Origin of the sequence: Candidatus Enterococcus murrayae (assembly GCF_017315985.1) — a bacterium.
Taxonomy (GTDB): domain Bacteria; phylum Bacillota; class Bacilli; order Lactobacillales; family Enterococcaceae; genus Enterococcus_A; species Enterococcus_A murrayae.
The window spans coordinates 12,817-38,970 of record NZ_JAFLVR010000021.1 but is presented as its reverse complement, the minus strand read 5'-3'; the positions used below and the strand labels follow the sequence as shown (position 1 = coordinate 38,970).

Annotated in this window: 18 protein-coding genes and 2 pseudogenes; 15 read left to right on the top strand and 5 right to left on the bottom strand. The window is 40.4% G+C overall.

Features of this window, described 5'->3' with window-relative positions; all coding sequences use genetic code 11:
* The first annotated feature begins 5 nt into the window (after positions 1–5).
* The 3 genes from JZO85_RS09870 to JZO85_RS09860 all read left to right on the top strand — a co-directional run bounded on the left by JZO85_RS09870 (position 6) and on the right by JZO85_RS09860 (position 2,712).
* Complete coding sequence (locus JZO85_RS09870; RefSeq protein WP_207108352.1) at positions 6–302, top strand: PTS sugar transporter subunit IIB; 297 nt, start codon at positions 6–8, stop codon at positions 300–302.
* 23 nt (positions 303–325) lie between these two features.
* Entirely contained in the window at positions 326–1,729 is a 1,404-nt protein-coding gene (locus JZO85_RS09865; protein ID WP_207108460.1) for a PTS transporter subunit IIC, read from the top strand.
* A gap of 173 nt (positions 1,730–1,902) precedes the next feature.
* Entirely contained in the window at positions 1,903–2,712 is an 810-nt protein-coding gene (locus JZO85_RS09860; protein ID WP_242550308.1) for an HAD hydrolase family protein, read from the top strand.
* 156 nt (positions 2,713–2,868) lie between these two features.
* On the opposite strand, the gene JZO85_RS09855 is transcribed toward JZO85_RS09860, so the two are convergent.
* Together JZO85_RS09855 and JZO85_RS09850 are read right to left on the bottom strand one after the other, a co-directional pair.
* Entirely contained in the window at positions 2,869–4,185 is a 1,317-nt protein-coding gene (locus tag JZO85_RS09855; RefSeq protein WP_207108351.1) for a sensor histidine kinase, read from the bottom strand.
* 4 nt (positions 4,186–4,189) lie between these two features.
* Positions 4,190–4,864, bottom strand: coding sequence for a response regulator transcription factor (locus JZO85_RS09850; protein WP_207108350.1), 675 nt, complete (start codon positions 4,862–4,864; stop codon positions 4,190–4,192).
* A 141-nt stretch (positions 4,865–5,005) separates the two neighbouring features.
* Between JZO85_RS09850 and JZO85_RS09845 the strand changes: the two genes are divergently transcribed.
* The 3 genes from JZO85_RS09845 (at position 5,006) to JZO85_RS09835 (ending at position 8,961) form a co-directional block, all read left to right on the top strand.
* A complete protein-coding gene (locus JZO85_RS09845) occupies positions 5,006–6,490 on the top strand; it encodes an ABC transporter permease (protein WP_207108349.1) in 1,485 nt (494 codons plus the stop codon).
* Positions 6,491–6,652: 162 nt separating this feature from the next.
* A complete protein-coding gene (locus JZO85_RS09840; protein ID WP_207108348.1) occupies positions 6,653–7,312 on the top strand; it encodes an ABC transporter ATP-binding protein in 660 nt (219 codons plus the stop codon).
* A 20-nt stretch (positions 7,313–7,332) separates the two neighbouring features.
* Positions 7,333–8,961, top strand: coding sequence for an aryl-sulfate sulfotransferase (locus JZO85_RS09835; RefSeq protein WP_207108347.1), 1,629 nt, complete (start codon positions 7,333–7,335; stop codon positions 8,959–8,961).
* Between the two features lie 47 nt (positions 8,962–9,008).
* Here the strand turns inward: JZO85_RS09835 and JZO85_RS09830 are convergent, their stop codons facing one another.
* A complete protein-coding gene (locus JZO85_RS09830) occupies positions 9,009–9,845 on the bottom strand; it encodes an AraC family transcriptional regulator (RefSeq protein WP_207108346.1) in 837 nt (278 codons plus the stop codon).
* Positions 9,846–9,975: 130 nt separating this feature from the next.
* Between JZO85_RS09830 and JZO85_RS09825 the strand changes: the two are divergent.
* The 4 genes and pseudogenes from JZO85_RS09825 to JZO85_RS09810 all read left to right on the top strand — a co-directional run.
* Positions 9,976–11,391, top strand: a pseudogene (locus tag JZO85_RS09825) (amino acid permease); the annotation flags it as partial.
* Between the two features lie 71 nt (positions 11,392–11,462).
* Complete coding sequence (ebgA, locus tag JZO85_RS09820) at positions 11,463–14,528, top strand: beta-galactosidase subunit alpha (RefSeq protein ID WP_207108344.1); 3,066 nt, start codon at positions 11,463–11,465, stop codon at positions 14,526–14,528.
* A 677-nt stretch (positions 14,529–15,205) separates the two neighbouring features.
* Positions 15,206–15,820, top strand: a complete 615-nt coding sequence (locus JZO85_RS09815; RefSeq protein WP_207108343.1) for a hypothetical protein — start codon at positions 15,206–15,208, stop codon at positions 15,818–15,820.
* Positions 15,821–16,124: 304 nt separating this feature from the next.
* Positions 16,125–16,511: pseudogene (locus JZO85_RS09810) on the top strand (PTS sugar transporter subunit IIA); the annotation flags it as partial.
* A gap of 393 nt (positions 16,512–16,904) precedes the next feature.
* Here JZO85_RS09810 and JZO85_RS09805 read toward each other — a convergent pair.
* Together JZO85_RS09805 and JZO85_RS09800 are read right to left on the bottom strand one after the other, a co-directional pair.
* Positions 16,905–18,356: a glycosyltransferase gene (locus JZO85_RS09805; RefSeq protein WP_207108342.1), complete on the bottom strand. Its 1,452-nt coding sequence runs from the start codon at positions 18,354–18,356 to the stop codon at positions 16,905–16,907.
* Between the two features lie 35 nt (positions 18,357–18,391).
* On the bottom strand, positions 18,392–19,555 hold the full coding sequence (locus JZO85_RS09800) for a nucleotide sugar dehydrogenase (protein ID WP_207108341.1): 1,164 nt from the start codon (positions 19,553–19,555) through the stop codon (positions 18,392–18,394).
* Between the two features lie 356 nt (positions 19,556–19,911).
* Here JZO85_RS09800 and JZO85_RS09795 point away from each other — a divergent pair, with 356 nt between their 5' ends.
* The 5 genes from JZO85_RS09795 (at position 19,912) to hpfG (ending at position 26,136) form a co-directional block, all read left to right on the top strand.
* Positions 19,912–20,367, top strand: coding sequence for a DUF2188 domain-containing protein (locus tag JZO85_RS09795; RefSeq protein WP_207108340.1), 456 nt, complete (start codon positions 19,912–19,914; stop codon positions 20,365–20,367).
* Positions 20,368–20,606: 239 nt separating this feature from the next.
* Positions 20,607–21,170: a methyltransferase family protein gene (locus JZO85_RS09790; protein ID WP_207108339.1), complete on the top strand. Its 564-nt coding sequence runs from the start codon at positions 20,607–20,609 to the stop codon at positions 21,168–21,170.
* 225 nt (positions 21,171–21,395) lie between these two features.
* Positions 21,396–22,499 carry a response regulator transcription factor gene (locus tag JZO85_RS09785; protein WP_207108338.1) on the top strand — a complete coding sequence of 368 codons (1,104 nt, stop codon included), beginning with the start codon at positions 21,396–21,398 and terminating at the stop codon, positions 22,497–22,499.
* A gap of 195 nt (positions 22,500–22,694) precedes the next feature.
* Complete coding sequence (gene hpfH / locus JZO85_RS09780) at positions 22,695–23,627, top strand: (2S)-3-sulfopropanediol dehydratase activating enzyme (RefSeq protein WP_430732914.1); 933 nt, start codon at positions 22,695–22,697, stop codon at positions 23,625–23,627.
* A 28-nt stretch (positions 23,628–23,655) separates the two neighbouring features.
* Positions 23,656–26,136, top strand: coding sequence for a (2S)-3-sulfopropanediol dehydratase (hpfG, locus tag JZO85_RS09775; RefSeq protein ID WP_207108336.1), 2,481 nt, complete (start codon positions 23,656–23,658; stop codon positions 26,134–26,136).
* The last annotated feature ends 18 nt before the right edge of the window (positions 26,137–26,154 follow it).

Genomic DNA, 26,154 nt, shown 5'->3' with positions numbered 1-26,154 from the left:
AAATAATGAAAGCGCTAAAAATTTTATCTGTCTGTGGTTCTGGAACGGTCACCAGTTCAATGGTGGCGAATAAAGTAAAAGATATGCTGAAAGAACGCGGGTATTCTTCAACGACTGTTGAATCAAATCCCAATGGTGTAGAAACCAACTTAGATACTGGCGGTTTTGATCTGATTGTTTTTACTAGCCCGTTAAAGAAAAAAGATTATGGAATTCCGGCGATTAGTGCAATCGCTCTGATTACTGGTATGGGAGAGGAAGAGTTTGAGGAAGAGTTGGATGCATTTGTAGCAAACCTTTAAAGGAGGACTCCACTTTGGATAATGTGTTAGGGATATTAACAAAAATCATGGAAGCGTTTGGTCCGTCAGTCGTAGTTCCTTTTGTATTATTCTTTATTGCTTTAGCTTTGAAGGTTCCGGTAAAGAAGGCTTTTAATTCGGCACTAAGTGCAGGAATTGGGTTGGCTGGATTCAATATGATTATTACGGCGTTTACTCCGATCGTTACGCCTGTAGTTACTCGAATGGTAGAAGATACAGGAATTAATCTGAGAGTTTTGGATGTTGGCTGGCAGGCGGCGAGTGTTGTTGCCTATTCAACTGAAGTTGGGATGCTCTTTTTGATCATTGGGTTATTGATTCAAACGGTTCTATTTCTCACTAAATTCACCAATATTTTCATGCCGTCAGATTTATGGAATAATTGGCAGTTCATGCTATGGGGATCGATGGTATACTTGACGACAGGAAACCTGTGGCTAGCAATGGGCTTAATGATTTTACAGAATTTATACGTATTGGTTTTCTGCGAGTCTATCGCAAAAAGATGGTCAAAATTCTACGGATATCCTCGAACCGTCATTGTTGCACCGTTGATGGCCTGTACGGTTCCGTATGCGATCGTGATGGATAAGGTATTAAATTTATTTAAATTGGACAAAGTCAAATTAAATCCTGAGTATCTTGAAAGTAAATTAGGCTTTTTGGGAGAACCAGCTTCTCTTGGCTTCATCCTAGGTGTGATTTTAGGCTTTTTCGGGAATCTTACGCGACTAGGTGAATTGAATGCTTGGGGAGAAATGCTGATCTTGGGGATTTCAATGGCAGCAGTCATGTCGATTTTCCCGAAAATTGCAGGAATTTTCGCAGGTGCTTTTTCTGCTATTACCGATGCTTCTCGTAAAGCGACAAAATCAGGAAGTAAAGAACGAGTTTGGTATCTTGGAGTAAATGATGCTGTGGGGTATGGAGAGCCGTCAACATTATTAACAGGTATGTTGTTGATTCCGATTATGTTAGTAATCGCGATTTTCCTTCCAGGAAATCAAGTGTTGCCAATGGTAGATTTGATTGCGATTCCTTATGTGATTCAGATGATTATGTCTGTTTCAAAAGGAAATATCGCCAAAGGATTGATTTCAGGAGCGCTCTATTTTTCAATCGGTCTTTTGACGATCACTGCTGTGGCACCGATATTTACAGAAGTAGCCATTCAAACTGGCGTGTCGATTCCAGCTGGGGCGATGTTGATTTGTTCCTTTGCTAATATGAGTAATCCAATATTTGCACTATTGTTCTTTGCATTTAATTCGCAAAGTCCTCTGTTGATCGGTCTTTCAGTTGTCGTATATCTTGTGTTGCTGTTTGTTACTAAAACGAGAAAGAGTCAGCTTGAAAATTATTTGGAGCAAAATAATGTCGAGGTGGAGGCAGACACTGCGGCTTAATAGACTATTTAAGGCTATCAGTTAATAGAGCTGATAGCTTTTCTTGTATAAAAAATACTTTACTTTTATGATTGAAAGTAAGACTCTAACCAGTTTTTTACTTTGCCCAAATACTACTTCTGGTATGAAATTCTAATGTCTCACGTTGATAAAAACGAGTTGTGATACAATGGATGACGAATGTAATACAGATGAAGGAGCGGGTGGAGAATGGAAAAAAGCTGTTTTTCTTTGATATCGATGGAACGTTAACGGATCGAAGGACTGGTCAGGTTGTGCCTAGCGCGAAACGGACGCTGGAGCTTTTAGAGAAGAATGGTCATTTTGTCTCGATAGCGACAGGACGTGCTCACTATAAGTGCCGCAGTCTTTTGACTGAGCTTGGGTTGGAAAATATGGTATGTTCTGGCGGTATGGGCGTCGTCATTAAAAATGAATTGGTCAAAAATACACCGCTGGATAGAGATGAGGCATTAGCGGTTATTCATCAAGCGGAGGAAAAAGGGATTGGTGTGTTGGTGGCGCTGGATGATTCCGAAAAGGTGTATGCCAAGAATGATTTATTCAGAGAACAGGTTGGCCCCAGACAAGAGCCGACGGAATATTTCATCGATCCGACCTTCAACATCGATGAGGCAGAGGCTATCTTCAAATTTTATTTGGCAGTCCCTAAGGAACAAGACCATCTGATTCCAGAACCGGTCAATTTCTCGAAGCTGCGCTTTGTTCCTGAATATACCATGTGCCAGCATGACAACAAGAAACAGGGAATCCTTGATGTGTTGGAGTATTTTGATCGACCAAGAGAAGATGTGGTTGTTTTCGGAGATGACGTCAATGACCTAGTGATGTTTGATAAAAGCTGGACCAGTATCGCGATGGGCAATGCGGTGGATGAACTGAAGGCGCGTGCCGATTACGTGACGGATCGCAATGTGGATGATGGTATCTATAATGCTTGTCGGAAGTTTGGATGGATATAAAAAGAATAGAAAGAACATGAAAAAGCAAGCCTCTTATTTTTAAGAAGCTTGCTTTTTTGAGTCGTGTATTTCTATAGGTTTTATAAAAATCCAGCGTTGAAATGATTCATCGATTTTTATCAAAAACAGAATGTAATTTTGGGAAGGTATGCGCGTTTATTTCATCGGCAATCGAATCTGAAACACGACGCCTCTAGGTTCCCAGTCGCGTACTGATAGCTTGCCTTTGTGCTGGGTGATGATTTGCTTGGCAATGGCAAGGCCGAGGCCATAGCCGCCGGTTTCTTTGGAGCGGGAGCGGTCTTCGCGATAGAAGCGTTCGAATATATGTCGTTTGTCTTCGTCGTTGATAGAGGGTCCGTTGTTTTTGACCTCGATCAGCCAGCTGTCATTGGATATTTCGGATTGCAGAACGATTTTTTCTTTGGCTTCGGTGTATTTTAGAGCATTGTCCAATAAAATCACGAGGACCTGATGAATGCGTTTTTCATCGATCTGCATTTCTTGATCGGCGAAATTTTCCAATATGAACTGCTTATCATTCATTTCCGCGATTTCCTGGAAGGGCTGAGCTAGCTGCTGAATGAAGGCTTTTGGTTCCACCACTTCTTTTTGCAGGAGTAATTGATTCGAGTCGCTGCGGGCCAACGTCAGCAGGTCTTCGGTCAAGCTGTTCATTCGGCGAGTTTCATTCAAGGCCTGTGCGATTGGCTCTGATTCCTCCAAAATCGTGTGCTCCGGCCGGGTGAACAATTGCTGCAGGCTGTTTTGAATAATAGCTAGCGGCGTGCGCAGTTCGTGAGAGGCGTTTTCGACAAATTCCTGCTGCTTGCGCCAAGAGTTCATGATCGGCTGCATGTTCATTTTTGAAATATAGAAGCTTATCCCAATGGAGATTAGCCAAAAGACTACCATACAAAGAACAAGTGTCGTCTCAACGGTTTTCATGGAGTCTGCAATCTGATTGGTATTTGCTAAAAATTGAATATAGGCGATGCCATCCTCTTGGTCAGCTTTGATCGTATAGGAGCGAAAAGAGAGCTTTTGAGCTGAATCGGAGGTGCTTTTCAAATTCAGTGCTTCGATCGAATCCAAATTCTTCTTATCTAAAGCCAAATTTTCCAATTCGGTGAAACGGCCGCCTAAAACGTCTTTGTTCAGGATTTTTCCATCTTTAGACCATAGGATGATCTGAGTATTGAAGCGATTGTTGCCATCTGGACCCTTGTCCATGCGCTGATCATTCGGCATTTGTGCTAAAAAAGGATTTCCTTGCTGATAGCGCGTAATTTCCATTTCGATTAGATGTTCGTTGTCAGCCATTTGGCTTAAGGATAGGTCAGTCTGACGATAAGCCGAGCTTTGCAGCAGCTGCAAAGTGATAAAGCCCAGCAGCAGAAAGATTCCCACAAAGGCAGCGACATTGATGAAGAAAAATTTTAGGCGTTGCTTTCTTGAAATCTCAGTATTCATAGCGTCAATCCTTTTGTAAGATATAGCCGACGTTCCGTAGTGTTTTAAACAGCTGATCGATACCGGACGGCTTCAAATGTTTTCGTAAATGGCTCATGTAAACCTCAACGACAGTGATGGTCGTATCCGAATCAAAGCCCCAGATGCGATCAAAAATCTGCTCCTTAGTCAGGATCACGCCTTTGTTTTGGATGAAATAGACTAAGAGATCAAATTCTTTTCCTTGGATTGGCAGAACGTCATCATCAATGGTGACTTCTTTAGTAGCAAGGTTGCAGGTAATATTTTTATAGACTAATTGATTTTCTGCGAACAATCCTAAGGAACGCTTCAATAATGCCTTGACCCGCATGATCAGCTCTTCGCGGTAAAAGGGCTTTGTCAAATAATCATCGGCTCCTTTTTGAAAGCCAGTGACCTTATCCTCCAGTGCGTCCTTAGCAGTCAAAATTAATACTGGAGTTTGGATATTTTTCTCCCGTAATTCCGCTAAAACCTCGTAGCCGTTCTTTTCAGGCAGCATCAAATCCAGCAAAATCAGATCATACACACCGCTTTCTGCTTCAAACAAGCCTTCTTCACCATCATAGACCTGCGTGATTTCTCCTAGATCCGTCAAAATTTCTTTTATATTATCTGAAAGTGTCGCCTCATCTTCTACTATTAATAGATTTATCATGGATTTCTTTCCTCCCATTTCGTTTACGAATACAGTGTACCATGCTTTCCTAAATCAACCTTAAATCTTTTTTGACACGCTTAAGCTTCGGTTAAGACAACTTGATTATTCTACAGGCAGACAAATGAAGGGGGAACCAATATGAACTACATCAAACGGGCGATTCAAAGCCTTTGGGCTAAGAAAGGACGGAGTATCATCATGATTGCTGTCTTTTCCGCCATATTAATTTTTGTATTAGCGGGTTTGACGATCCGCAGCGGTGCTGAATTGGCAACAACAAATGCGAAGAAAAGTGTCGGCGCAACAGTTACCTTATCGACAAATCGCGAGGAGATGTTTGGTCAGCGCTCGGAATCCGATACAGATTCAGACGAGGAGAGTAGTCGACCAGATCCGGGCAGCTTTGAACGGACACCTGTGAATTTGAGTGACGCGAAAAAAATCGCCAAGCTTTCGAATGTTAAATCTTATTCCTTTGAAGCCAGCACTTCCGCTGACAAGAGTACGGGAATCACCCCAATCTCAAGCGATAGTGACAGTGAGGAAGAAGCTGATGAGCAGGCCGCTGGATTCGGCGGACAAGGAGCACCAGGCGGGATGAGTCAAGGGGATTTCCAAATCAAAGGGGTATCGAAAAGCAGTTCATATAGTGATTTTTCTTCAGGAACAGCCAGCATCGTAGAAGGTGAGGCGATTACTGCTGAAGATGAGGGAACAAATAATGTATTGATCGAACAAAGCTTGGCAGAAGCCAATGACTTAAGTGTCGGCGATAAATTCAAAATCAAGGATACCGATGATAAGGATGTGGAAGTAACGATCAAAGGAATCTACAAAACCAGTGATTCTGGCGACAGCATGGGCGCTCGTTTCAATTTTATGAATCCGGCGAATACCATTTTTTCTTCCTATACGATGGTAAACACTCTGACTGGTTCAGATGGCAAAACGATCGATTCGGCTGTTTACAATTTAGATGATCCTAAGGACATGGACAGCTTTGTCAAGAAGGCCAACAAGCTGATCGATACAGAGACATTCAGTTTAGAAACCAATGACCAAATGTATCAGCAAATGCTTCAGCCGTTGAATAATGTCTCGAGTTTCGCAAAGAATATCGTGATTTTAGTAGCGGCGGCAGGTGTGATTATTTTGACCTTGATCATTATGCTGTCGATCCGCGAACGGAAATATGAGATTGGTGTCCTGCTTTCACTAGGTGAATCCCGAAGCAAAGTGATCTCACAATTTTTCGTTGAAATTTTCGTCTGCATGATTTTTGCATTAGGGATCGCGGCGGCCAGTGGAAATGTTGTAGGAAATGCTGTAGGGAATCAATTGCTGAGCCAGCAAACAACTTCTCAAAATGCGGATGGACAAGCTGACGCGGCTGGAAATGATGGGCCAGGGAAAGGTCAAATGCCTGGCGGTGGACATGGTGGCAGACAGATGGGCAGCAATCCATTTAGTCAAACCGAAGAAATCCAAGAATTGAACATCTCAATGCAGCCAGCCGAAATTCTCAGTCTTGCGGGAATAGGATTGGGAATCAGCTTATTCTCGATTGTCCTATCATCAGCAGGAATCCTGCGATTGAATCCAAAGAAAATCTTGATTTCGTAAATGAAGGATGTCAGTCTACCTTTTCACAGTTTCTATTGAAGCGAAGAATTAACGCACAAATATAGAAAATCAAGGAGCAAAATTCTTAGTTAGATGATATACGGCTTGAAAATCGAACTCATTTTTCCCGATAGTGGAAAAGTGAAAAAGGAGGAAATTTTTATGACACTATCAACGAAAGATTTAGGCTACTGGTACGAAAACAACGGACCTCTATTTGAAAAGGTCAATCTAACCTTTGAAAAAGGCAAAATGTACGCCATTTTAGGAACGAGCGGCTCAGGGAAAACGACTTTTTTATCCTTGATTGCAGGACTAGACACACCAAAAAGCGGAGAAATCCTTTATGAAGACACCTCATTGAAAAAAATCGGCCTGCGAGAATACCGGCGCAAAGATGTATCTATTGTTTTTCAAGCCTACAATCTACTGCCTTATCTATCCGCAGTAGATAACGTGGTGACCGCGATGGAAATCGCCCGAAGCCAGCAGGCTGATAAAAAAGCCTACGCTTTGGCTAATCTTGAAAAAGTTGGTATCACGAAAGAGCTGGCAGAAAAGAAAGTCACGCTATTATCAGGAGGGCAGCAGCAGCGGGTCGCGATCACTCGCGCCTTGTGCTGCGAACATGAGTTGATCGTCGCTGACGAACCAACCGGAAATCTAGATGAAGCCACTTCGGGAGAAATCGTTAAGCTTTTCCAAGAGATTGCGCATGAACAGCAGAAATGCATTGTTTTAGTGACGCATGAACAGGATGTCGCAAAAGCGTGTGACGTGGTATACGAACTGAAAAATCAAACGTTCAATCAGGTGTCTTAGCAAAGGAAGGAGAGAGGCGAGTGAAAACCAAATTAAAAATGGCAACTGGTTTTATTGGATTGCTGATCTGTCTAACTGGCTGCGGAGTAAGCGGTCTGGTGTCGAATGAAACTGAAATTGAAGAGCTTGCTGTTTCATTGAATGAAGATTGGCAGGAGGAGCAGGACGAAAAAGAAAAGAGCTACCAATCGCTTTTAGCCAGCGGCAAATACGATGAGGATAATATCTACGTGAAGCTTGATCCTTATGATGCCAGTCCGCTTTCAGCGCTGCTGCTTTTCCAAACCGATGAAGCAATGAAGGTCGCTATTTCTGTTGCGGGTCAGGATGAAGGATCGACGATTAAGAATAGCTTTGATGAATATACGACAGCGCACAGTATTCCCGTTTTAGGCTTATACGCAGATACAGAAAACGAAGTAACCGTGACTTTGACCGATGAAGCAGGAAACAGTGTGGAGAAAAAGGTAACGATTAAAACAGGAACGTTGCCAGAATCTATCGCTAGCGTTGATGTCAATGAGGCCGACACGACCAAAATGGACGTTGGGGACAGCGAGCTGACCTTCGTCGTTCCTAGTACGAAGCGCGCTTATGCCTTTGATGCAAATGGAGCTGTTCGCTGGTATTCAACCCGCTACAACAGCCACATTTTTAAAGAATTAGCCAATGGCAATCTGCTTTTCTTGACGAAAGAATCGAATGCTGCCGATACCTACAATGTGCTGCTTGAGACGGACTATATAGGGAAAATCTATAAGCGTTATGATTTTTCCAGCTCAAGCGCCGCAAATGATACCGGCAAAAGCAGCGGCGAGATGACGGTCATTCATCATGACGGCATCGAACTGCCAAGCGGGAATTTGCTTCTGACAGTCAATGATGGCAGCAACTACATCGAGGACACCATGATCGAACTGAACCGCGAAACAGGCGAAATCGAGAAGACGATTGATCTAAAGGATATTTTGCCAAAAACGTTCTACGAGAATTATGATTCAACCAGTCGTGAGGATGGCAAGATCGATTGGTTCCACCAAAATTCGGTTGAATATGACGAATCAGATAACAGCATCATTATTTCGGGGAGGCATCAAGATACGGTTATGAAAATCGATTATGCGACTTCTGAAATCAAATGGATTATGGGCGACAGCAGCGGCTGGCCGAAAAGCTATCAAAGCTATTTCTTAGACGGCGATGTCAAAGCCAGCGGTGGTCAACATGCGGCGATTGTTTTGCCGGATCAGGATAATAATGAGGATACGACCGATGTTCTTTTTTATGACAACAATATCTCCGTCACAAGAGGGGATGAAGCAACTTCTGAAAAATACTCAGAAGCCCGACAGGTTCGTATTGACGAAAAGGAGAAGACGATTGAAGAAATTTGGAGTTTCGGTGATGAGCTAGGAAAAGCGTACTACACAAAAATCATCGGAAGTGCCCGCTACCTAACAGAGACAGGCAATCGGCTAGTCAATTTCGGCTATCGCGATGAAGGCAAAACCAGTTCAATTATGGAGGTCACAGAGGATGGCGAGACAGTATTTGACGTCGATCTCACTGATTTTCCAACCAGTGCTTGGTCCTATCGAGCAGAACGTTTCTCGCTGTATAATGATCAGTGGACCTATCAGCTAGATTAGCAATACGCGAAAGCTGCGGAACTTTTCCGCAGCTTTTTTGTCTGGAATCAATTAATAATAAATTTCTTCCGATAGGTTGAAGGGGCGATCCCCAGCTTAGAATGAAAGAATTTCGAAAAATATGAAGAGGAAGAAAAGCCTGTTTCATAAGCAATCTCAGTGATGGTCAGGGAACTTTTCCGCAGGAGCGAACAAGCCTTTTGAAGCTTTAAATCCTGAATATATTCACTTGGGCCGATTCCCTTGTGCGTTTGAAATAATTTGTACAGATACGTCCGATCAATACTGTTGGCTTTTGAAATCTGATTGACACTGAGATTTTCCGACATATTGTCATCAATATAGTTCAAAATGGTTTTAAAAAGGTGTTCACTTTGAGAGGTATCATTGGTTTTTAGATTAATTTTATCAATGGTATCGAATAGAATGAAGGAAGACGCCGTTGTACGAAAATGATTGTCCTTTTTAAAGGAGTCATAAATATCTTGAAAAAGGACATCGATCCGATGATCAAAGGAATGACTGATCACACAATTATGTTTGTCCAATTTCAATTTCGAAAAATAATGATCCATTAGACTCCCAGAAAAACCAACCCATCTGTATTGCCAAGGGTCCTCACGATTGGGATAATACACATTTTTACAATTCGAAGGAATGATAAAAAAATCACCAGCTGTGATTTTTCTTTCAGGAAAGAACGGCGTGGAAAAAAATCCTTCTCCTTCGATACAATAATGGATCACCCAATAATCAATTGGCGCGTATTCGGTAGGCTTGGTTGAGCGGCATTTCTCATAACCAACCTCACAGATATGGAATTCTGAGCTTAAGTCATCATTGTTGATTAAAATGCTGATGTCGTTTGTTAAAGAGCTGTACATCCGATCACTCCTTTAGAGAATTTTTTGAAGAGTCAACATTATTACAAGTTTTTGGAAACATTTCTTATTTTTTATATCATGAAAGCGCTATAAAATCAATGTGTAATTAACTATTGAAAGGATGTTTGAGATGGAAAACTCTAGTTCAAGACAGCGCTTGGGGTCGGTTGCATTAATGCTGATGACCTTTTCAGCAGTATTCGCTTTTCCCAGCATTGTCAACAACAGTATTCAGATTGGGTTAGCGACGATTCCCGGTTATTTGTTCGGTAGTATCTTCTATTTTTTACCGTTCATTTTGATGATCGCGGAATTTGCTTCTGCTAACTCAGGAAAGGAGTCGGGGGTTCATAGCTGGCTGCAATCGGTTTTGGGAGAGAAGTGGGCGTTTTTAGGCGCATGGTCCTATTTTTTTGTTAATTTATTTTACTTCTGCTCCTTGTTGCCGAACACATTGATCTACGGTTCGTATGCTTTCGGAGGAAGAAATGTTTTTCAAGGCGGCAACAGCACGTTAATTATTGCTATCATTTCAATTTTTCTTTTTTGGCTGATGACCTGGGTTTGTATTAAGGGTGTATCTTGGATCTCGAAGGTCACGAGCTTTGCCGGCAGTGCTCGATTGTTCATGGGCGTGGCTTTTGTTGTTTTGGCCTTCGTGGTTGTGTTTGGTTTCGGCAAAGAGCCGGCGCAGGATTTTACGATGCAGTCGATCACACCAAGCTTTAACTGGACCTTTTTCATGACGATGGCTTGGATACTTCAAGCTGTTGGCGGCGGTGAAAGCATCGGTGTGTACATCAAGGACGTTAAGGGGGGCAATAGAACCTTTGTCCGAACGATGATCGGAGCTACCATTGTTGTTGGAATCATGTATGTTTTAGGTGCCGTAGCTGTAGGCTTTGTCGTTCCAACAGATGTGCTGAAAGGAAATTTCTCAAATGGGATATTCGACATCTTAAAGATTTTAGGTGCTCATTTCCACATTCCAAGCGGTGTGATGGTTCGTCTTGTTGGTTTAATCTTATTTATCGGCAGTCTTGGATCATTGGCGTTATGGACAGCTGCACCTGTGAAAGTATTTTTCTCAGAAATTCCAGAAGGGGTATTCGGTAAATGGCTGGTGAAAACGAATGAGGAAGGAAATCCGACCAATGCCTTGATCGTTCAAGGAGTGATCGTTACAATGCTGCTGATTATTCCGGCATTAGGGATCGGTAACATGGACAGCTTCCTTTCCACATTGATCAATATGACAGCATCGACTTCTTTATTACCTGTACTATTTCTATTAATTGCTTATATTGGCTTACGTTTGAAGAAGGATTCCATGCCCCGCAGTTTCCGATTCGGGAGTCGTCCATTTGGAATTTTTGCAGGTGTCGCCTTGCTTCTGCTTTTCATTTTTGTGTTCTTTATGTCGACGGTACCTGATCCGCAGCTGATTATGGCTGAGATAAATGGCACATTGCCAGCAGGTGAAGCAAGCCCAATCGGAATGCTGATATACAACATCGTGGGCTTAGTGATATTTATGGGATTTGCTTAGATTTGCTGGAAACGTTATGAAAGAAAATTAATAATCAACAAAAAGACAAATGTAGAGGTGACAGGTAAATGAAAATTTGGGAAAACTATCAAGTAGATCATATCAATCGGTTAGAGCCACACGCTCATTTTTCAACTTTTCCAACGAAGGAGAAGGCATTAATAAATGAAAACAAGTATACACATGCCTTTAAAAATTTAAATGGTCTCTGGAAGTTTCTATTAGTAGATGCGCCAGAATATAGTCCAAGCAAGTTTTATGAGCCGGATTTTGACACAGGAGAAATGGCGGATATCAAAGTTCCTGGTAATTGGCAGGTTCAAGGCTACGGTAAGATGCATTATTCCGATCTATGGTATAACTTTCCGATAAATCCGCCCTATGTTCCTACAGAAAATCCAACGGGGATCTACAAACGGCAATTTATGATTGATGACAGCTTTGAGGGCAAAAAAATGATTCTGCGTTTTTGTGGTGTCGATTCAGCTTTTCATGTTTGGATTAACGGGCATGAAATCGGCTATAGTAAAGGTGCTAGAAACGAGGCAGAGTTTGACATTACTGAGTTTGTCCACAAGGAATCCGCGAATGATTTGACAGTAAGGGTCTATCAATGGTCTGACGGTACCTATTTAGAGGACCAAGATATGTGGTGGCTTAGCGGAATTTTTAGAGATGTGGAATTGCTTGGCGTTCCATTTGAAGGGCTCAATGATTTTAAGGTTATTGCTGATTTGGATGACGAGTATAAGAATGGGTTACTGGATCTGTCATTTACGTTTCGTCAGGAAAAGGGGCAACACATTGAAGTGGAGCTGCGTGATCGATCGGGTAAAATGGTATTGAGCCAACAGATAACCGATGGGCAGACAAGCTTTCATGCTGAGATTCCTAATGTTGCCCACTGGACGGCAGAAACACCTGAGCTCTATCAATTGCTAATCTCTGTTTATGAAGGCGAAAAACTGATTGAGGTTATTCCTCAAAAGGTCGGCTTTAGAAATATTCGACTAGCAGGCGATGTTTTCTTAGTCAACGGTATAGCAATCAAGTTCAAAGGCGTCAATCGTCATGATTACAATCCTAGAAACGGCCGTGTTGTATCCAAGGAAGAGATTGAACAAGACATTATTTTGATGAAGCAATTCAACATCAATGCTATTCGAACGAGTCATTATCCGGCTTCTTCCTATTTGTATGAGTTGTGTGATGAATACGGAATGTATGTGATCGATGAGACGGATCTGGAATGTCACGGGTTTGAATTAACTGGAAAATATGATTGGATCAGTAATGATCCAAAATGGGAAACGGCGTATGTTTCCAGAATGGTTAGAATGATCGAACGGGATAAAAACCATCCATCCATTTTAATGTGGTCATTAGGAAATGAATCAGCCTTTGGCACCAATTTTGTGAAGATGACCGAAGTCGCAAAAGAAATGGACCCTACTCGGTTAGTTCACTACGAGGGAGACTTTGAGGTGGAGGCCGCAGATATCTATTCAACAATGTATACCTGGTTGGAGCATCCAACGAAAAAACCATTGATGAAGACGGTCATTGAGGAATCGAAAAAACCGCATATTCTGTGCGAGTATGGTCATGCGATGGGAAATGGGCCAGGAAATCTAAAGGATTATCAAGACCTGTTTTATGCACATGAGAAGCTGCAGGGTGGTTTTATTTGGGAATGGTTTGATCATGGAATCGAGTCTTATACTGAGACCGGTGAAAAATATTACCGTTATGGCGGTGATTTTGGCGATGATCCTTCTAATAAAGATTTTTGTATTGATGGTATGCTGATGCCAGATCGTACGCCTTCACCAAGCTTGTATGAATACAAAAAAGTCATTGAACCAATTCAGACGACGGCGATTGATCTGAAAACGGGTGAAATCGAATTATTAAGCCGCTTTGATTTCCAAAACCTGCAGATTTTTGATTTGTATTATTCAATTTTTGAAGACGAAACGCTTATCGAAGATGGAACGATCGCCTTACCTTCGATTCCAGCACGTGAGAAAATAAAAATGACGTTGCCGTATCACTTAGATTTCATACCAAAACCTGGCGCAAGCTACTTCTTGCATATCTCTTATCAGTTAAAAGCGACGACTACCTATGCACCAAAGGGATATGAATTAGCATCTGCGAATTTTGAGCTTCCGATCAAGACAGCTGGTATCGAAGTTATTCCAAGCGGCAGCTTACAGGTTGAGCAGTCTGAAACTAGTCTAAGTGTTACCGGAGCGAACTTCACAATCGCATTTGATACTGTTCGAGGAACACTTCTAGAGCTGATAAGAAACGGCCAGAAGATTATTGAACGAGGTCCGAAATTCACTATGTGGCGGGCACCAATCAGTAATGATATGGAAATTATCGATGAAATGAAGAAGGAACATTTCCTTCATTTAGAGCATGAAATTGTGAGTTCTTTTGAATGGAAGAAAACCGATCACTCAGTGCAGGTTAGCGTTCAAACCATCAATTCAACGACAAATAGTGCTTGGCATTACAAGTGTACCTACACGTACACGATCTGTGGAAGCGGGGATATTCTATTCAATTTAGAAGGTATTCCTAGTGGGAAAATCGATACTGCGCCAGATATGTTGCCGCGACTAGGCGTAACTATGCATGTAAATAAAGAGATGAATCAAGTGAAATATTTAGGACGAGGACCAAGAGAAAATTACGCAGATTCAAAAGAAGCAGGCTATCTCGGTGTCTACAATTCAACGGTTGAGGATATGTTTACAAATTATGTAGTTCCACAGGCAAGCGGAAATAGAATGGACACGAGATGGGCTGCGTGGATAGACGATCGTGGTCAAGGACTATTCGCCGCAAATAATGATGGGTTCAATTTCAGTACATCCTATTACGAGGAATGTGACTTGGACAATGCCAAACATACCTGCGATTTAGCCAAACGAGACTACGTAGTCGTAAATCTTGATTATAAACAAAACGCATTAGGCAGCTATTCCTGCGGACAATGGCAATTAGAAAAATATCGGACAACCTTTGAAAAGTTCAATCTTTCCTTCCGATTAACCGGATTCAATGCGAAAGAAGTGGGTGCAGTAGCGTTGTCTCATGAAGACCTAACATCATTGTTCTAAAAAATAAACAAATACTCCCTTCAATTTTAGAAAGTGGCTGAGTTCCACGGGATAGATTGAAGGGAGAATTTTGTATGGATACGTTCATTTTCTAAAATTTAATACTACCGACTGGAGGTAGTATTATGTCATTCTCTTCAGCAATTCTTTCTATCCGTTCTCTTGTCTTTGGAGAACGGTAATTTCGACTTATTACTTTATAATAGGTGCCATGTGTTTGAGCAATTGATGCAATAGCTTGATTTAGACTCATAGGAGCATATTTTCCTCTCTTAGCAAAAATTCTGAGTAATCTTTCAATTTGCTTATCAGTTAATGAACAACCACCTCCTTAAAACCATCTTACTTATCAGAGAACACTATCATATCAAATTATATTAATTAATAATTTGATATGATAGATGGAGTTGAAGAATGATTGGTTTCCTAGGCATGACGCTTTGAAGTGCTTAAGAGCTTGGATTTTTTTTATTCATTGTATACCGTAAAAAATTTTTTTGAAACAATAAGTTGAACACTTTTATCGTTAAAACAGCTCTGAATAAATCTATTATGCATTTACAATAAGCATGATTAACTGCTAGCATAGGATTACTTGGTATCTAATCATTCAAATAAATATTGTGGGATTGATAATCTCTGTATAAATAATGGTTTTTTGGAAAGCTGGTGAAAAAATGACTGACAGAACGGATTTTAGAAAGCGTAAGATCAGAGGCTGGAAACGAAGAGTAAAAGAAATTGAACGATGGAAAGCTTATTACATGAAAATGGACATGGAGCAATTAGAAGAGAGTTCTAGAGATTATGTGAAGCTGTGGAGTCTATCTTTTTATTCGTTATTTACACAATACTCTCTGCCATTTTGGTATAAACAAAGGATCATTCAAGCATTAATAGATGTATACGATTCATGGAAGAAAACAATAGAAAGATTAGATGAACCATATTATTTGAAAATATGGATTTTTGAAGAGAATATTATGAAGTCTCAAGTAGTTGTGAGCTATAGAGAAATGCTTCATTTTTATGATAATACTTTTGCAGAAATAGAAAAAATTGAGTCCGTAAATGAGAAAGTTACTATCAAAAATTTTAGCGAGCTGATCTGGCATAAGGGACTTGATTTAGCTGCATGGTCAGAAAATGAATTATTGGAAGACATGAATGACGGCATCTATTCATTTGAAGAAGTTCAAGAGATTAAGGAGTCCGCTTATTCGACTAGTAAGGTTTCTGGAGAACTGTTCTATGTAATGAAGAATGGCGTAGTTTGGTTGGGAGAACGTTGATATTTTAAATGATGAAGCCAAATAATCGTGCAGGAAATTTTTGTTTAACAGGAAACTTTACCATGAACTACAGTCATTTTACTTATAATGAGTCATACTGTCAGAAAAGATAGAAGCACAAAAAACCGTTGATATAAAAAAAGTTCCATGCTATGGTTAAGCCATAAAAGAAAACTTGTACATATGGAATAGTTATTGCGTAAGCAAGCTAGACCCATTTACAACACTAGGAATGTCTTCAGAAATGAAGATGTTTGTTTAGTGATGGATGGGTCTTTTTTCATGAAGGAGGACAGATGAAGCCTTTTCTCAAGGCCTGTTAGGAAAAGGATTAGCGATCTTGCCGACAAAGGGCGAGGTGGTTTCACCTTTCGATGGAACTGTCATGAGTGTCTTTCCTACGAAACACGCGATCGGTATCGTTTCAGATGATGGCTTGGAATTATTGATCCATGTAGGTTTGGATACGGTTCAACTCGATAGGAAATACTTTAATGCTCATATCAATCAGGGGGATCGAGTGGCGAAGGGACAGAAGCTGCTTTCCTTTGATGTAAAAGGGATCGAGGAATCAGGATTTATTACGGAAATTCCGATCATAGTGACCAATTCTCAAGATTTCGAGGATATTCTCTTTACGAATGAAACAGAAATAGGCAAAGAGGAGTTTTTAATCTCAGCGATGAACTAGTTGAAATTTATTAGGTAGTCTACTGATAAAATGACAGAACTTTTTGAAAGTGACTTAAAGTACTCTAGAATCAAACAGATATTGGGCAATAAATTCCTGAATAATCTGATATAAACCGTGTAAGTAGCCGATAGTTTAGTATCGAGTCTGCTTCACGTTTTTTTCTATTGTAGATTAAATAGTTTTGGCAGTCTCATTCTCAACTATATAAAGGGTATAAAAAAAGTACATTCTCTTATGAAAATGCACTCTAACAATGGGACAGAAGTATTCTGAATGGAATAAGAAAGCGAACACGTTCAAACTAAATTTTTAAGTTTTTGGTGAATAAAGAGCTTTCCTTCGCTTCAGTTAAACTGTTTATATATTAAGTTGTTTTGAACAAGAGTGCTATCATTCACCTTTATCAATTCCAACTTCGACATTTTTTCTTGTGCCCCAATTCGCAACTTTCCAGACTGTTAATAAGCCATAAATCTGTAGAATACTGCAAATCAATAAATTGATTAATGTTGAAAATGGCGAGAACAAAAGATACGAGACAAATTGATACAGCTTACTCATATCGTTTCTGTCGAAAGTCAGGGTACGGATATTTCTAAAGTAGCCCAAAGCGATCATGTAAAGCAATACCACTATTGGAAATTGCATCTTTATAATTGGATAATAAAAATAGACAGCGATAAACACAGGAGTATATGCGCCGAAAGAAATGAAATGGCTCAACTGGATCCACCAAGCTGCCCTTTTGGGGCTTTGATGCTTGATAAACCAGAGACCTCCCCACCAAAAGCTTCGCCACCAGCGGCTGCGCTGTCTCATGAGGTGACTGAGCTTTATTGGATTCAAGGTATAGCCGATTGAGGTTTCCTGATACACCGTGTCTCCCATAATCGAGGCGTATTGAGTTAACATACGATCATCACCAAATTTGGCTTTTTGAGAGAAAACGATTTGTGATAAATAGTGGTCAATATACGTATCAATCACGATCGAGCGATAAAAAGCCAAGCATCCATGATTAACGTTTACGGCTTTCAAACGGGAATAGGCGGATCGCCCATTGGAGAAAGCGGAGACAAAGGAAACACCGACTGCTCGTGTTAGAAAATTATCTCGATTATTATAGTCTAACAAGGCTCCACCGACCGACATAATTTTTTCATCAAAGAATGGATACAGACCCTGCTCGATAGCATCTTCATTTAAAATCGTATCGCTATCAATAGTGATGAAGATGTCTACTAAATTATTCAGTTCCTGAAAAGCAACTGCTTGTGCTTCTCGTTTACCTGCATTTTCTTTGTAAAAATATTTTGCTTTGTTTGAAAATTTATTTCTCCAATCATTAAATAAATCCTCACACTTGTTTTCTTCAAGGGAACCATCTTCAATGACATAGACATAATCAGGTAAGCATGTCTGATTGGACAAGCTATCTAAAACCTTTTTAAAAATCTCCTTGTCCTCATTGTAGACCGGAATAACTACCGCTGTTCGAAATTCACTGATTGAACGATTGTCAGGTTTGACATAAATAGGGTTGAAGTAAGAGGAAAGCGTTAGAAAGGCATTCCACATAAAAGCAATTACTACAAAGGGGATGGTCCAATACAAAATACTGTTAATAGAATAATGATGATAAAACAGAACCAATATGAAAGATAGCAGGTAGGCGAGTAATGTAAACCTATGCCATTTACTGCGTTTAGAGACTGTTTTTGAAGCATCAATTTGCTCCTTATCTTCAAGTCTATTTTTATCTCCTCCGGAAAGTGAAATCATCACTCCGCATAAAATCATCACTACTATATAAAGAAGTGATAGAAGCCAAACATAAAACATGTAGAATTATCCTTTCTTTAGGGCTTTCTGGTAACTTAATCTCTGAAAAAAAGATCTCGTGAATATACTTTATCGATAACGTCAGTCAGCTCATGGTCCAAACGATTCGCCACAATAATGTCCGCCTCTTTTTTAAATTGTGCCAGGTCACGAACAACACGAGCATCCTCATAACTGACAACATCAATAATTGGTTCGTAGATAATGATTGTTAATCTCTTTTCTTGGAGCTTGCTTGCAATTATTTGAATAGAGGAATGGCGAAAATTATCGGAATTTGCTTTCATCGTTAAACGATAAATACCAACAACATTCGGTTTCCTTTTAAGAATTTGCCGAGTAATAAAGTCTATTCGCGTGTCATTTGAGGCAACAATTGCTTTTATTAGGTTATTCGGCACATCTTTATAATTCGCCAATAACTGCTTGCTGTCTTTTGGCAAACAATAGCCCCCATAACCAAAGGAAGGATTATTATAGTGATTTCCAATCCTAGTATCTAAACCAATGCCATTCACAATATCGCTCGCATTTAATCCATGTAATTCAGCATACGAATCCAGTTCATTAAAATAGGCAACACGCATAGCTAAATATGTATTGGCAAACAATTTAATTGCCTCGGCTTCCCTTGAGTTTGTTAGTAAGCAAGGCACATCTTCTATTCGCGCATTTTTGGAAAAGAGTTCAGCGATTTTTTGCCCTCGTTCACTTTTCTCACCGACAATAATTCTTGACGGAAACAGATTGTCGTATAAAGACTTTCCCTCTCTAAGAAATTCAGGAGAAAAAATAAAATTGTTTGAGGAGAAGTGTTGCTTCAAATGGTCGGTATAGCCGATTGGAATCGTTGATTTTATTAAGAACAATGCCTTTGAGTTGATTTCGAGTATCTGTGTGATAATTGCTTCTACAGAAGTGGTGTCAAAACTATTTGATTCATCATCATAATCGGTAGGCGTAGCGATAACAAATAAATCCCCATATGATGCTGCTTCAGCAAAACTATTCGTGAAAGTTATATTCAAATCCTTCTTTAAAAAATCATGAAATTCCTTTTCGTCAATAGGACTACTTTGATTTTGTAATTGTTGGATTTTGGATTCATTTATGTCATAGCCTAAAACCTCTTCACTTTGAGCGAACAATAAAGCGTTTGATAAGCCTACATAACCTAAACCGAAAACTGAGATACGCAATAGAGACCTCCTTTCTTTTAACTGTTATTAACTGGTAATAATTACTTTGGGTTATATTATCACTTTCTATGGTTGTTTTCAATATATAATTAACCCTGATATAGTGTTGTTAGGAAAACATAAGGATATTTTATTCTTATATACAATTATGTATAGATAGTAAAAGATATTTTAAGTTTAAAAATAACTAATAAATATTTTTATCTACATGAGCAAGTTTGAAAAATAATACTACAAGAAAGGATTAAATTTTTGTTGTGCAATGCATACTTCTGTTGAAGATAAGCATATCAATTCAAAATAAAGCTTTTCCATAGTAAGGTGGGAGTATAAATAATTTGAAGGAGGAACTTTTTATGCTTTGGAATATGAAGGATTACCCAGCGTCAATGAAGAATCTGGACCCCTTGATTCGGAAAAAAGCGATTGATATTGCTAACGCACTTTTAGATGACGGCTATCCAGATGATCGTGCAATCCCAATCGCTACTAGCCAGGCCGAAAAATGGTACGCCGATGCTTCTGCGGATGAAAAGAAGGATTTCCAGAAAGCAAAAGCACCTCAGAAAAATGATTCTCACGAGTATGATAAGAACGCTAAGAAATTAATGAACGCTGATGTCGAAGTGAAATACCAAGAGGACAAGTGGGTCGTTATTTCTGAAAAAGCCAGCCGAGCTAGCGATACCCTTGATAAAAAAGAGGAAGCAGTGGAGCGTGCTAAGGAAATTGCTAAAAATAAGCATTCTGCTGCCAAAATTTACAAACAGGATGGGAAATTACAGGATACGTTTGATTACTCGGATGAATAGGGAGTTTGTATGGGGATCCAATTCTCTTGCAGTTTGTATCTTAAAAGAACCGAACAATAGGAGCTTGTACGTATGGATAAGCTTCGAATTGTTCGGTTCTTTTTGTCCAATTAACTAGTTGTCTAAGCTTCAAGACAGCTACCCTGTCGATTCTTTTCAAATCTTGACGAAATAAAAAACAAATGAAATAATATTCATATGAATGGATCGGCATTTGTTGAGCGATAGGAGGAGAAAACATGGGAATAAGGATTCTTGCATTAATAGGCGCAGCACTCTTTTATTTGATTTACTTAATAAAAGGCTTGTTGCTGAGAAAGCAGGGGATCAATGTGAATCTCTTGGGAGATAAGAAGCGGTCACGAGAGAAGTATTTTGAGATTACTCTAAAGATTTTGACTGGAATCGGAGGGCTTCTTCAGATTGCGGCGCCATTTCTATTCGATAGTAATAAAACCGGCTGGGGCTATGTGGGAGTGATTCTAATCTATTTTAGTGTCTTGTTGTTTTTAATCGCGGTAGCGACAATGGGACTGAATTGGCGTGCAGGCTATAATGAAAAACAAAAAACCGAACTAGTTACTTCGGGAATTTATCGGTTCAGCCGTAATCCTGCCTTTGTTGCATTTGATTTATTATATCTGGGATTTTCTGTTATTTTTCCAAATCGTTTAATGGTCCTAACGGCTTTACTTGCAGTATTCTTGTTTGACCAGCAAATTCGCGGGGAGGAGAAGTTCCTGCTGCTGACATTTGGGGAGTCTTATCGTCAGTACCAAGCGGCTGTAAGAAGGTATTTTTAGGTTCTTTTAGAAGGATTCATTTGAAATCAAGGGCATTTTATGCCAGGCTCCAGCACAATATTTAGGCTTCTAAACAAATCCGGCTCAAAAAAATGTATTTAAATTAAATGATATTTAGATTAGAATGAGAAGTATACAACAGTTATTTCTCAATCGTTTCTTCGTTTTGTTTTGAAAGCGGATAAAAAGGATTAGGTAGTTGTTGAAAAAGGGGCGTGAGGTCATATGGATGTAGATAAAAATGGGCAAGTTGATTTTTTCTCTGAGATTTCTGAATATCAGATAACTGCGCGTGAATTTTTCAGCGCGACTCTTTTGGAGTATTTAGAAAAGAATTTTGGTTGGGATCGCGTACTTATTTCGTATTTTGATACGGAAGGAAAGTTTCTTTCATGGACCAATTGGACAGGACAATTAGTCAATCATAAAAAGCATCCTTATCGGAATTTTGTTGAGGAGGATGAGATCAAGCAGCAGGTTTTTCAGGAGGCCTTGAGAGACCATCTGACTTATTTCAATGTAGTTCCCAGATTATATAAATCCACTGACGTTCTAGGGGTAGAGGACTATGAAAAAACGTCTTATGTTCGATTTATCGAAAAGAATTTTGATCAGCGCTACAGTGTGACAATGGCTTTTGGGATCAACGCCTATATCCAGGTAGTGTTTTTCAAAAACGCTCAGCAGGGGGATTTTACTGAAAAGGAAATCGAAGATCTAAAGGGAATCTATGTTTATCTAGCCAATTCGTATAAGAACTTCAAAAAGTATGAGCAGTCTAAAATAATCCAAAAAATTCAGAATGAAATCATTTTATCTGGCGAAAAGGCCTATTTGATTACTGATGATTTTACTCATGTGATGAATTATAGTCAGGCGGCAATCGATTGCTTAAGCCACATTTTAGGACCATCAATAGCGGAACAAATCAGCAGCACGGAACCCTGCAGCTGGCTGCCATTTTTATTAGGGGATGAAAATCAAAATTGTTCAAAGCTGGTGCGGACTAGGATCGTTCAGAATTATATTTTTAAAATTTATACATATGATCGGACATATTCTAATGGCATCATTGATCGATACCACTGGATAACGATTTCGAAAAAGGACCAAGAAAAGTCGTCTAAAAGCTTGGACAATACCTTGCCGTTGACGAACACGGAATTTAAAGTAGCGGAATTATTATATAAAGGTCTAACCTATAAGGATATTGCCGAGAAAATGGTCATCAGCTATCATACGGTGAAGAAGCATGTTCAAAACATATACAGTAAGTGCAAAGTAAACAGCAGATATGAGTTGTCTCAACTGTTTGACAATAAAGAATAATCATTTTTACAAAGCCTAGACAGATGTTTAGGCTTTTTTTGTTGCCGAAAAATAGGCTTCCTGTAAGGAACATTCCCTATATGGAAATACTCCTAATACCTAATTTTTTTGCTATCTCAACTTTGTTACACTTTGAACATAAAAACGCTTTCTCTTTAAGCGAAGGGGAGAATATGGTTGTCAAATAAAGGAATTGTGTTTAATATACAACGTTTTACTCTTCACGATGGCCCCGGTTTAAGGACAGAACTTTTCTTAAAGGGGTGTCCGATGACGTGTGATTGGTGTGGAAATCCAGAAAGCTGGTCCAGACAGATAGAACTGGGTATTTATAAGAAAAAATGCATTTCTAAAAAAAAGTGTGGGCTTTGCTTGTCAGCAGAACCAAATGAAGAAGCCTTGACCTTTCATCGGGAAAAGTTAACAGCGATCGATTCAAAAAAAGTTTCCGATCATACCGCCTGCGCATTGGCCTGTCCAGCGGATGCGATAAAGCAATGGGGCGAGGAGATGACCGTTGAAGAGTGCATGGAGATTATTCGTAAGGACAAGGAATATTATGATCAATCTGGCGGAGGAGTCACTGTTTCAGGCGGCGAAGCGTTGCTTCAAAGCGATTTTGTGGCGGAGCTGTTTGCTGAATGCAAAAAAGAAGGAATACAAACATGCTTTGAGACAACGTTTTATTCAAATTGGCGCAAGGTAGAGGCGTTGTTGCCTGTTACCGATATTTGGATATCCGATATTAAACACATGGATACGACCATTCATCGTGAGCGGACAGGTGTTGGAAATGAATTGATCTTAGCCAATTTAAAAAAACTAGCGGAGCTTGATCGCGAGCTGATTTTGAGAATTCCGGTGATTCCCGAGTTTAACGAAGACATGGAAAATATCGAGGCGACAGCTGATTTTATTCTAAATGAGCTGCAGGGACGGGTACGAACGCTTCAATTGCTGAGCTTCATGCGATTGGGTGTTGAAAAATATGAAGCTTTAGGGATTCCTTATGGGATGGAGGGAGTAAAGGTCAATCGAAGATCTTTTCAAAAGCATGTTGAAAGAATTGCAGACTACATGAATGGACGAGGGATTCACTGCCTTGTTGGAACAAAAGAAAAACAATAATTTTTATATAAATAAGGAGGATTTATTCATGAGTAACAAACACACAGCAGCAAGAGGAACGGAGCCTTTCGACCAGATATACGGCTTAGGTTATCAGGTCAATCATGAGGACTGGTCGCCGTTTCCGCGAGTAAACCATTTGAGACAGGCTTTCTTGGATCGACCGTACGATGTGGATGTGGAAAGATTGCGATTAGTCACAGAGGCATATCAAAAGCATGAAACCTGTTCGCGCAAATTGAAATGTGCCTATGCTTTTGAAAATATCTTATTAAACACCAGCTTATACATCTATGAGGAGGATTTGATCGTAGGAGAGATCGCGGCACCGGCTAAAGCTTCGCCAATTTATCCCGAATTTTCAGTTAACTGGATTATTGACGAAATCCTGCATTCACCATTTGAGGAACGTCCAAACGATCAATTCTATATTAGAAATGAGGAAGAACGGCAAGAAATTCTTGAGCTTTGTGCATGGTGGAAGGGCCAGACCATTGATGACATGGTCAACGTGAGACTGGATGAGGATCAAACAAAGGGTTCTGAGGTAGGGGAAAAAATCTTCCAAACCAATCTCTATCATTATGCGGGAGCAGGCCATTTAGCGATTGATTATGCCAAATTGATGCGTGAAGGGTATGTAGGATTGATCGATGAAGCTAAAGGACGTTTAGCAAAGCTTAGTAAACGTGATCCTGAATATGCGGATAAGCGCGACTTTTATGAAGCGATGATCATTATGCATGAAGCAGCTAGAACCTATATCAAACGGTATGCTGAGCTGGCAGAAGAGCTGGCGGCAACTGAAAAGGACGCGAAGCGTAAAGAGGAATTAGAGGCGATGGCGACAAACTGCTATCAAATCGCATTGGGAGCACCCAAAACTTTCTGGCAGGCGCTGCAGCTGTTCAATATTGCGACAACACTGATCCAAGTAGAAAGCAATGGGCATTCGATCTCTTACGGTCGAATGGATCAATGGCTGTACCCGTTCTATGAAGCGGATATGAAGGCTGGCAGAATCACCAAGGAGTTTGTCCTTGAGCTTTTGGAAGTGGAATACGTGAAGATGAACAATCCGACAAAGCTGAAGGATAAGGGCAGTATGGCTTTACGAAACGGTCGGGGATTCGGCGGGGAAAGCTTAACGATCGGCGGAGTGGATCGAGACGGCAACGATGCGACAAATGATCTAACGATGCTCATGCTGGAAGGCTCTGCCCATACGCGCATGATGAATCCATGGGTCTGTGTTCGTATGCATGAAAACACACCTTATGAATTAAGAGTAAAAACGACAGAATGTATCCGTGCCGGCTATGGACATCCAAAGCTGTTCAATGATGCACCGACGATCAAAGGAATGATGCGCAAAGGAATGACTCTGGAAGAAGCCAGAGATTATTGTGTGGTGGGCTGTGTAGAAATTAGTTTGCCAGGAAAAGAGTATGGCTGGCATGATGCGGCTTATGTAAATACACCGAAAATGATGGAAATGGTCGTAAATGGCGGGCGCAGCCTGAACACTGGCAGCCAGCTTGGTCCGGATACCGGCAGCTTAGATACTTATCAAAGCTTTGATGAAGTATTGGCCAGTGTGGATCAGCAATTTGACTATTGGACCGATCAAATGTGCAGCAGTCTAAACGTGATCGATACGATCCATCGCGAGCTGAAGCCATTACCGTATGTATCAGCATTCTTCGAAGACTGCTTAGAATCAGGAAAAGATCTGACTGAAGGCGGAGCGAAATATAACGGTACAGGCCCTCAGGCTAGTGGAATGGCGACTTGTGCAGATTCGCTAGCGTCAATCAAGCAGCTGGTGTTTGAGGAAAAACGTTGTACAGGTGCAGAGCTCCTACAGGCAGTAAAAGATAACTGGAAAGGCCATGAAGTCCTTTATTCATTAGTGAACAGCTCCAAGGTTCATCATTATGGAAACGACGATGACTATGCAGATGATTTATTCAAATACATGTTTGAATGCTATTGCAAGCATGTGGCTGGAAGAAAAAATGTGCGCGGCGGGGAATTTAGCCCAGGGGTGTACTCGGTCAATGCCAATGTCGCGATGGGAATGAACACGAACGCTTCAGTTGATGGCCGTAAGAAGGGGGAAGCGATCTCAGACAACATGGGTCCTGTGCATACAGATGCGGGTTCACACGATGTGAGCGGACCTACTGCCCTGGTAAATTCATTGGCGAAAGTCGATCACAGCTTAGCAACTAATGGGACTTTAATGAATTTGCGATTCCCGCAAGAAGCAGTCGCTGGTGTCGAAGGCCGGGATAATTTGATCAGCTTCATCGATGCATACATGGCAAAAAATCCAATGCACGTGCAATTCAATATCATGAGCTCAGAAACCATGCGCGCGGCTCAGAAAAATCCTGAAAATTATAAAGATATGCTTGTCCGCGTGGCGGGATACAGTGCGTACTTCGTAGAGCTTGGCAAACCATTGCAAAAGGATTTGATCCAGCGGACTGAATTGAGTTTCTAAAAAAAGAGAATGGGTGGA

Excerpts from the sequence above, each read along its gene's own strand:
- JZO85_RS09870 (WP_207108352.1), top strand. The coding sequence starts at position 6 with ATGAAAGCGCTAAAAATTTTATCTGTCTGTGGTTCTGGAACGGTCACC.
- JZO85_RS09860 (WP_242550308.1), top strand. The coding sequence starts at position 1,903 with ATGACGAATGTAATACAGATGAAGGAGCGGGTGGAGAATGGAAAAAAG.
- JZO85_RS09855 (WP_207108351.1), bottom strand. The coding sequence starts at position 4,185 with ATGAATACTGAGATTTCAAGAAAGCAACGCCTAAAATTTTTCTTCATC.
- JZO85_RS09850 (WP_207108350.1), bottom strand. The coding sequence starts at position 4,864 with ATGATAAATCTATTAATAGTAGAAGATGAGGCGACACTTTCAGATAAT.
- JZO85_RS09845 (WP_207108349.1), top strand. The coding sequence starts at position 5,006 with ATGAACTACATCAAACGGGCGATTCAAAGCCTTTGGGCTAAGAAAGGA.
- JZO85_RS09840 (WP_207108348.1), top strand. The coding sequence starts at position 6,653 with ATGACACTATCAACGAAAGATTTAGGCTACTGGTACGAAAACAACGGA.
- JZO85_RS09830 (WP_207108346.1), bottom strand. The coding sequence starts at position 9,845 with ATGTACAGCTCTTTAACAAACGACATCAGCATTTTAATCAACAATGAT.
- ebgA (WP_207108344.1), top strand. The coding sequence starts at position 11,463 with ATGAAAATTTGGGAAAACTATCAAGTAGATCATATCAATCGGTTAGAG.
- JZO85_RS09815 (WP_207108343.1), top strand. The coding sequence starts at position 15,206 with ATGACTGACAGAACGGATTTTAGAAAGCGTAAGATCAGAGGCTGGAAA.
- JZO85_RS09805 (WP_207108342.1), bottom strand. The coding sequence starts at position 18,356 with ATGTTTTATGTTTGGCTTCTATCACTTCTTTATATAGTAGTGATGATT.
- JZO85_RS09795 (WP_207108340.1), top strand. The coding sequence starts at position 19,912 with ATGCTTTGGAATATGAAGGATTACCCAGCGTCAATGAAGAATCTGGAC.
- JZO85_RS09790 (WP_207108339.1), top strand. The coding sequence starts at position 20,607 with ATGGGAATAAGGATTCTTGCATTAATAGGCGCAGCACTCTTTTATTTG.
- JZO85_RS09785 (WP_207108338.1), top strand. The coding sequence starts at position 21,396 with ATGGATGTAGATAAAAATGGGCAAGTTGATTTTTTCTCTGAGATTTCT.
- hpfG (WP_207108336.1), top strand. The coding sequence starts at position 23,656 with ATGAGTAACAAACACACAGCAGCAAGAGGAACGGAGCCTTTCGACCAG.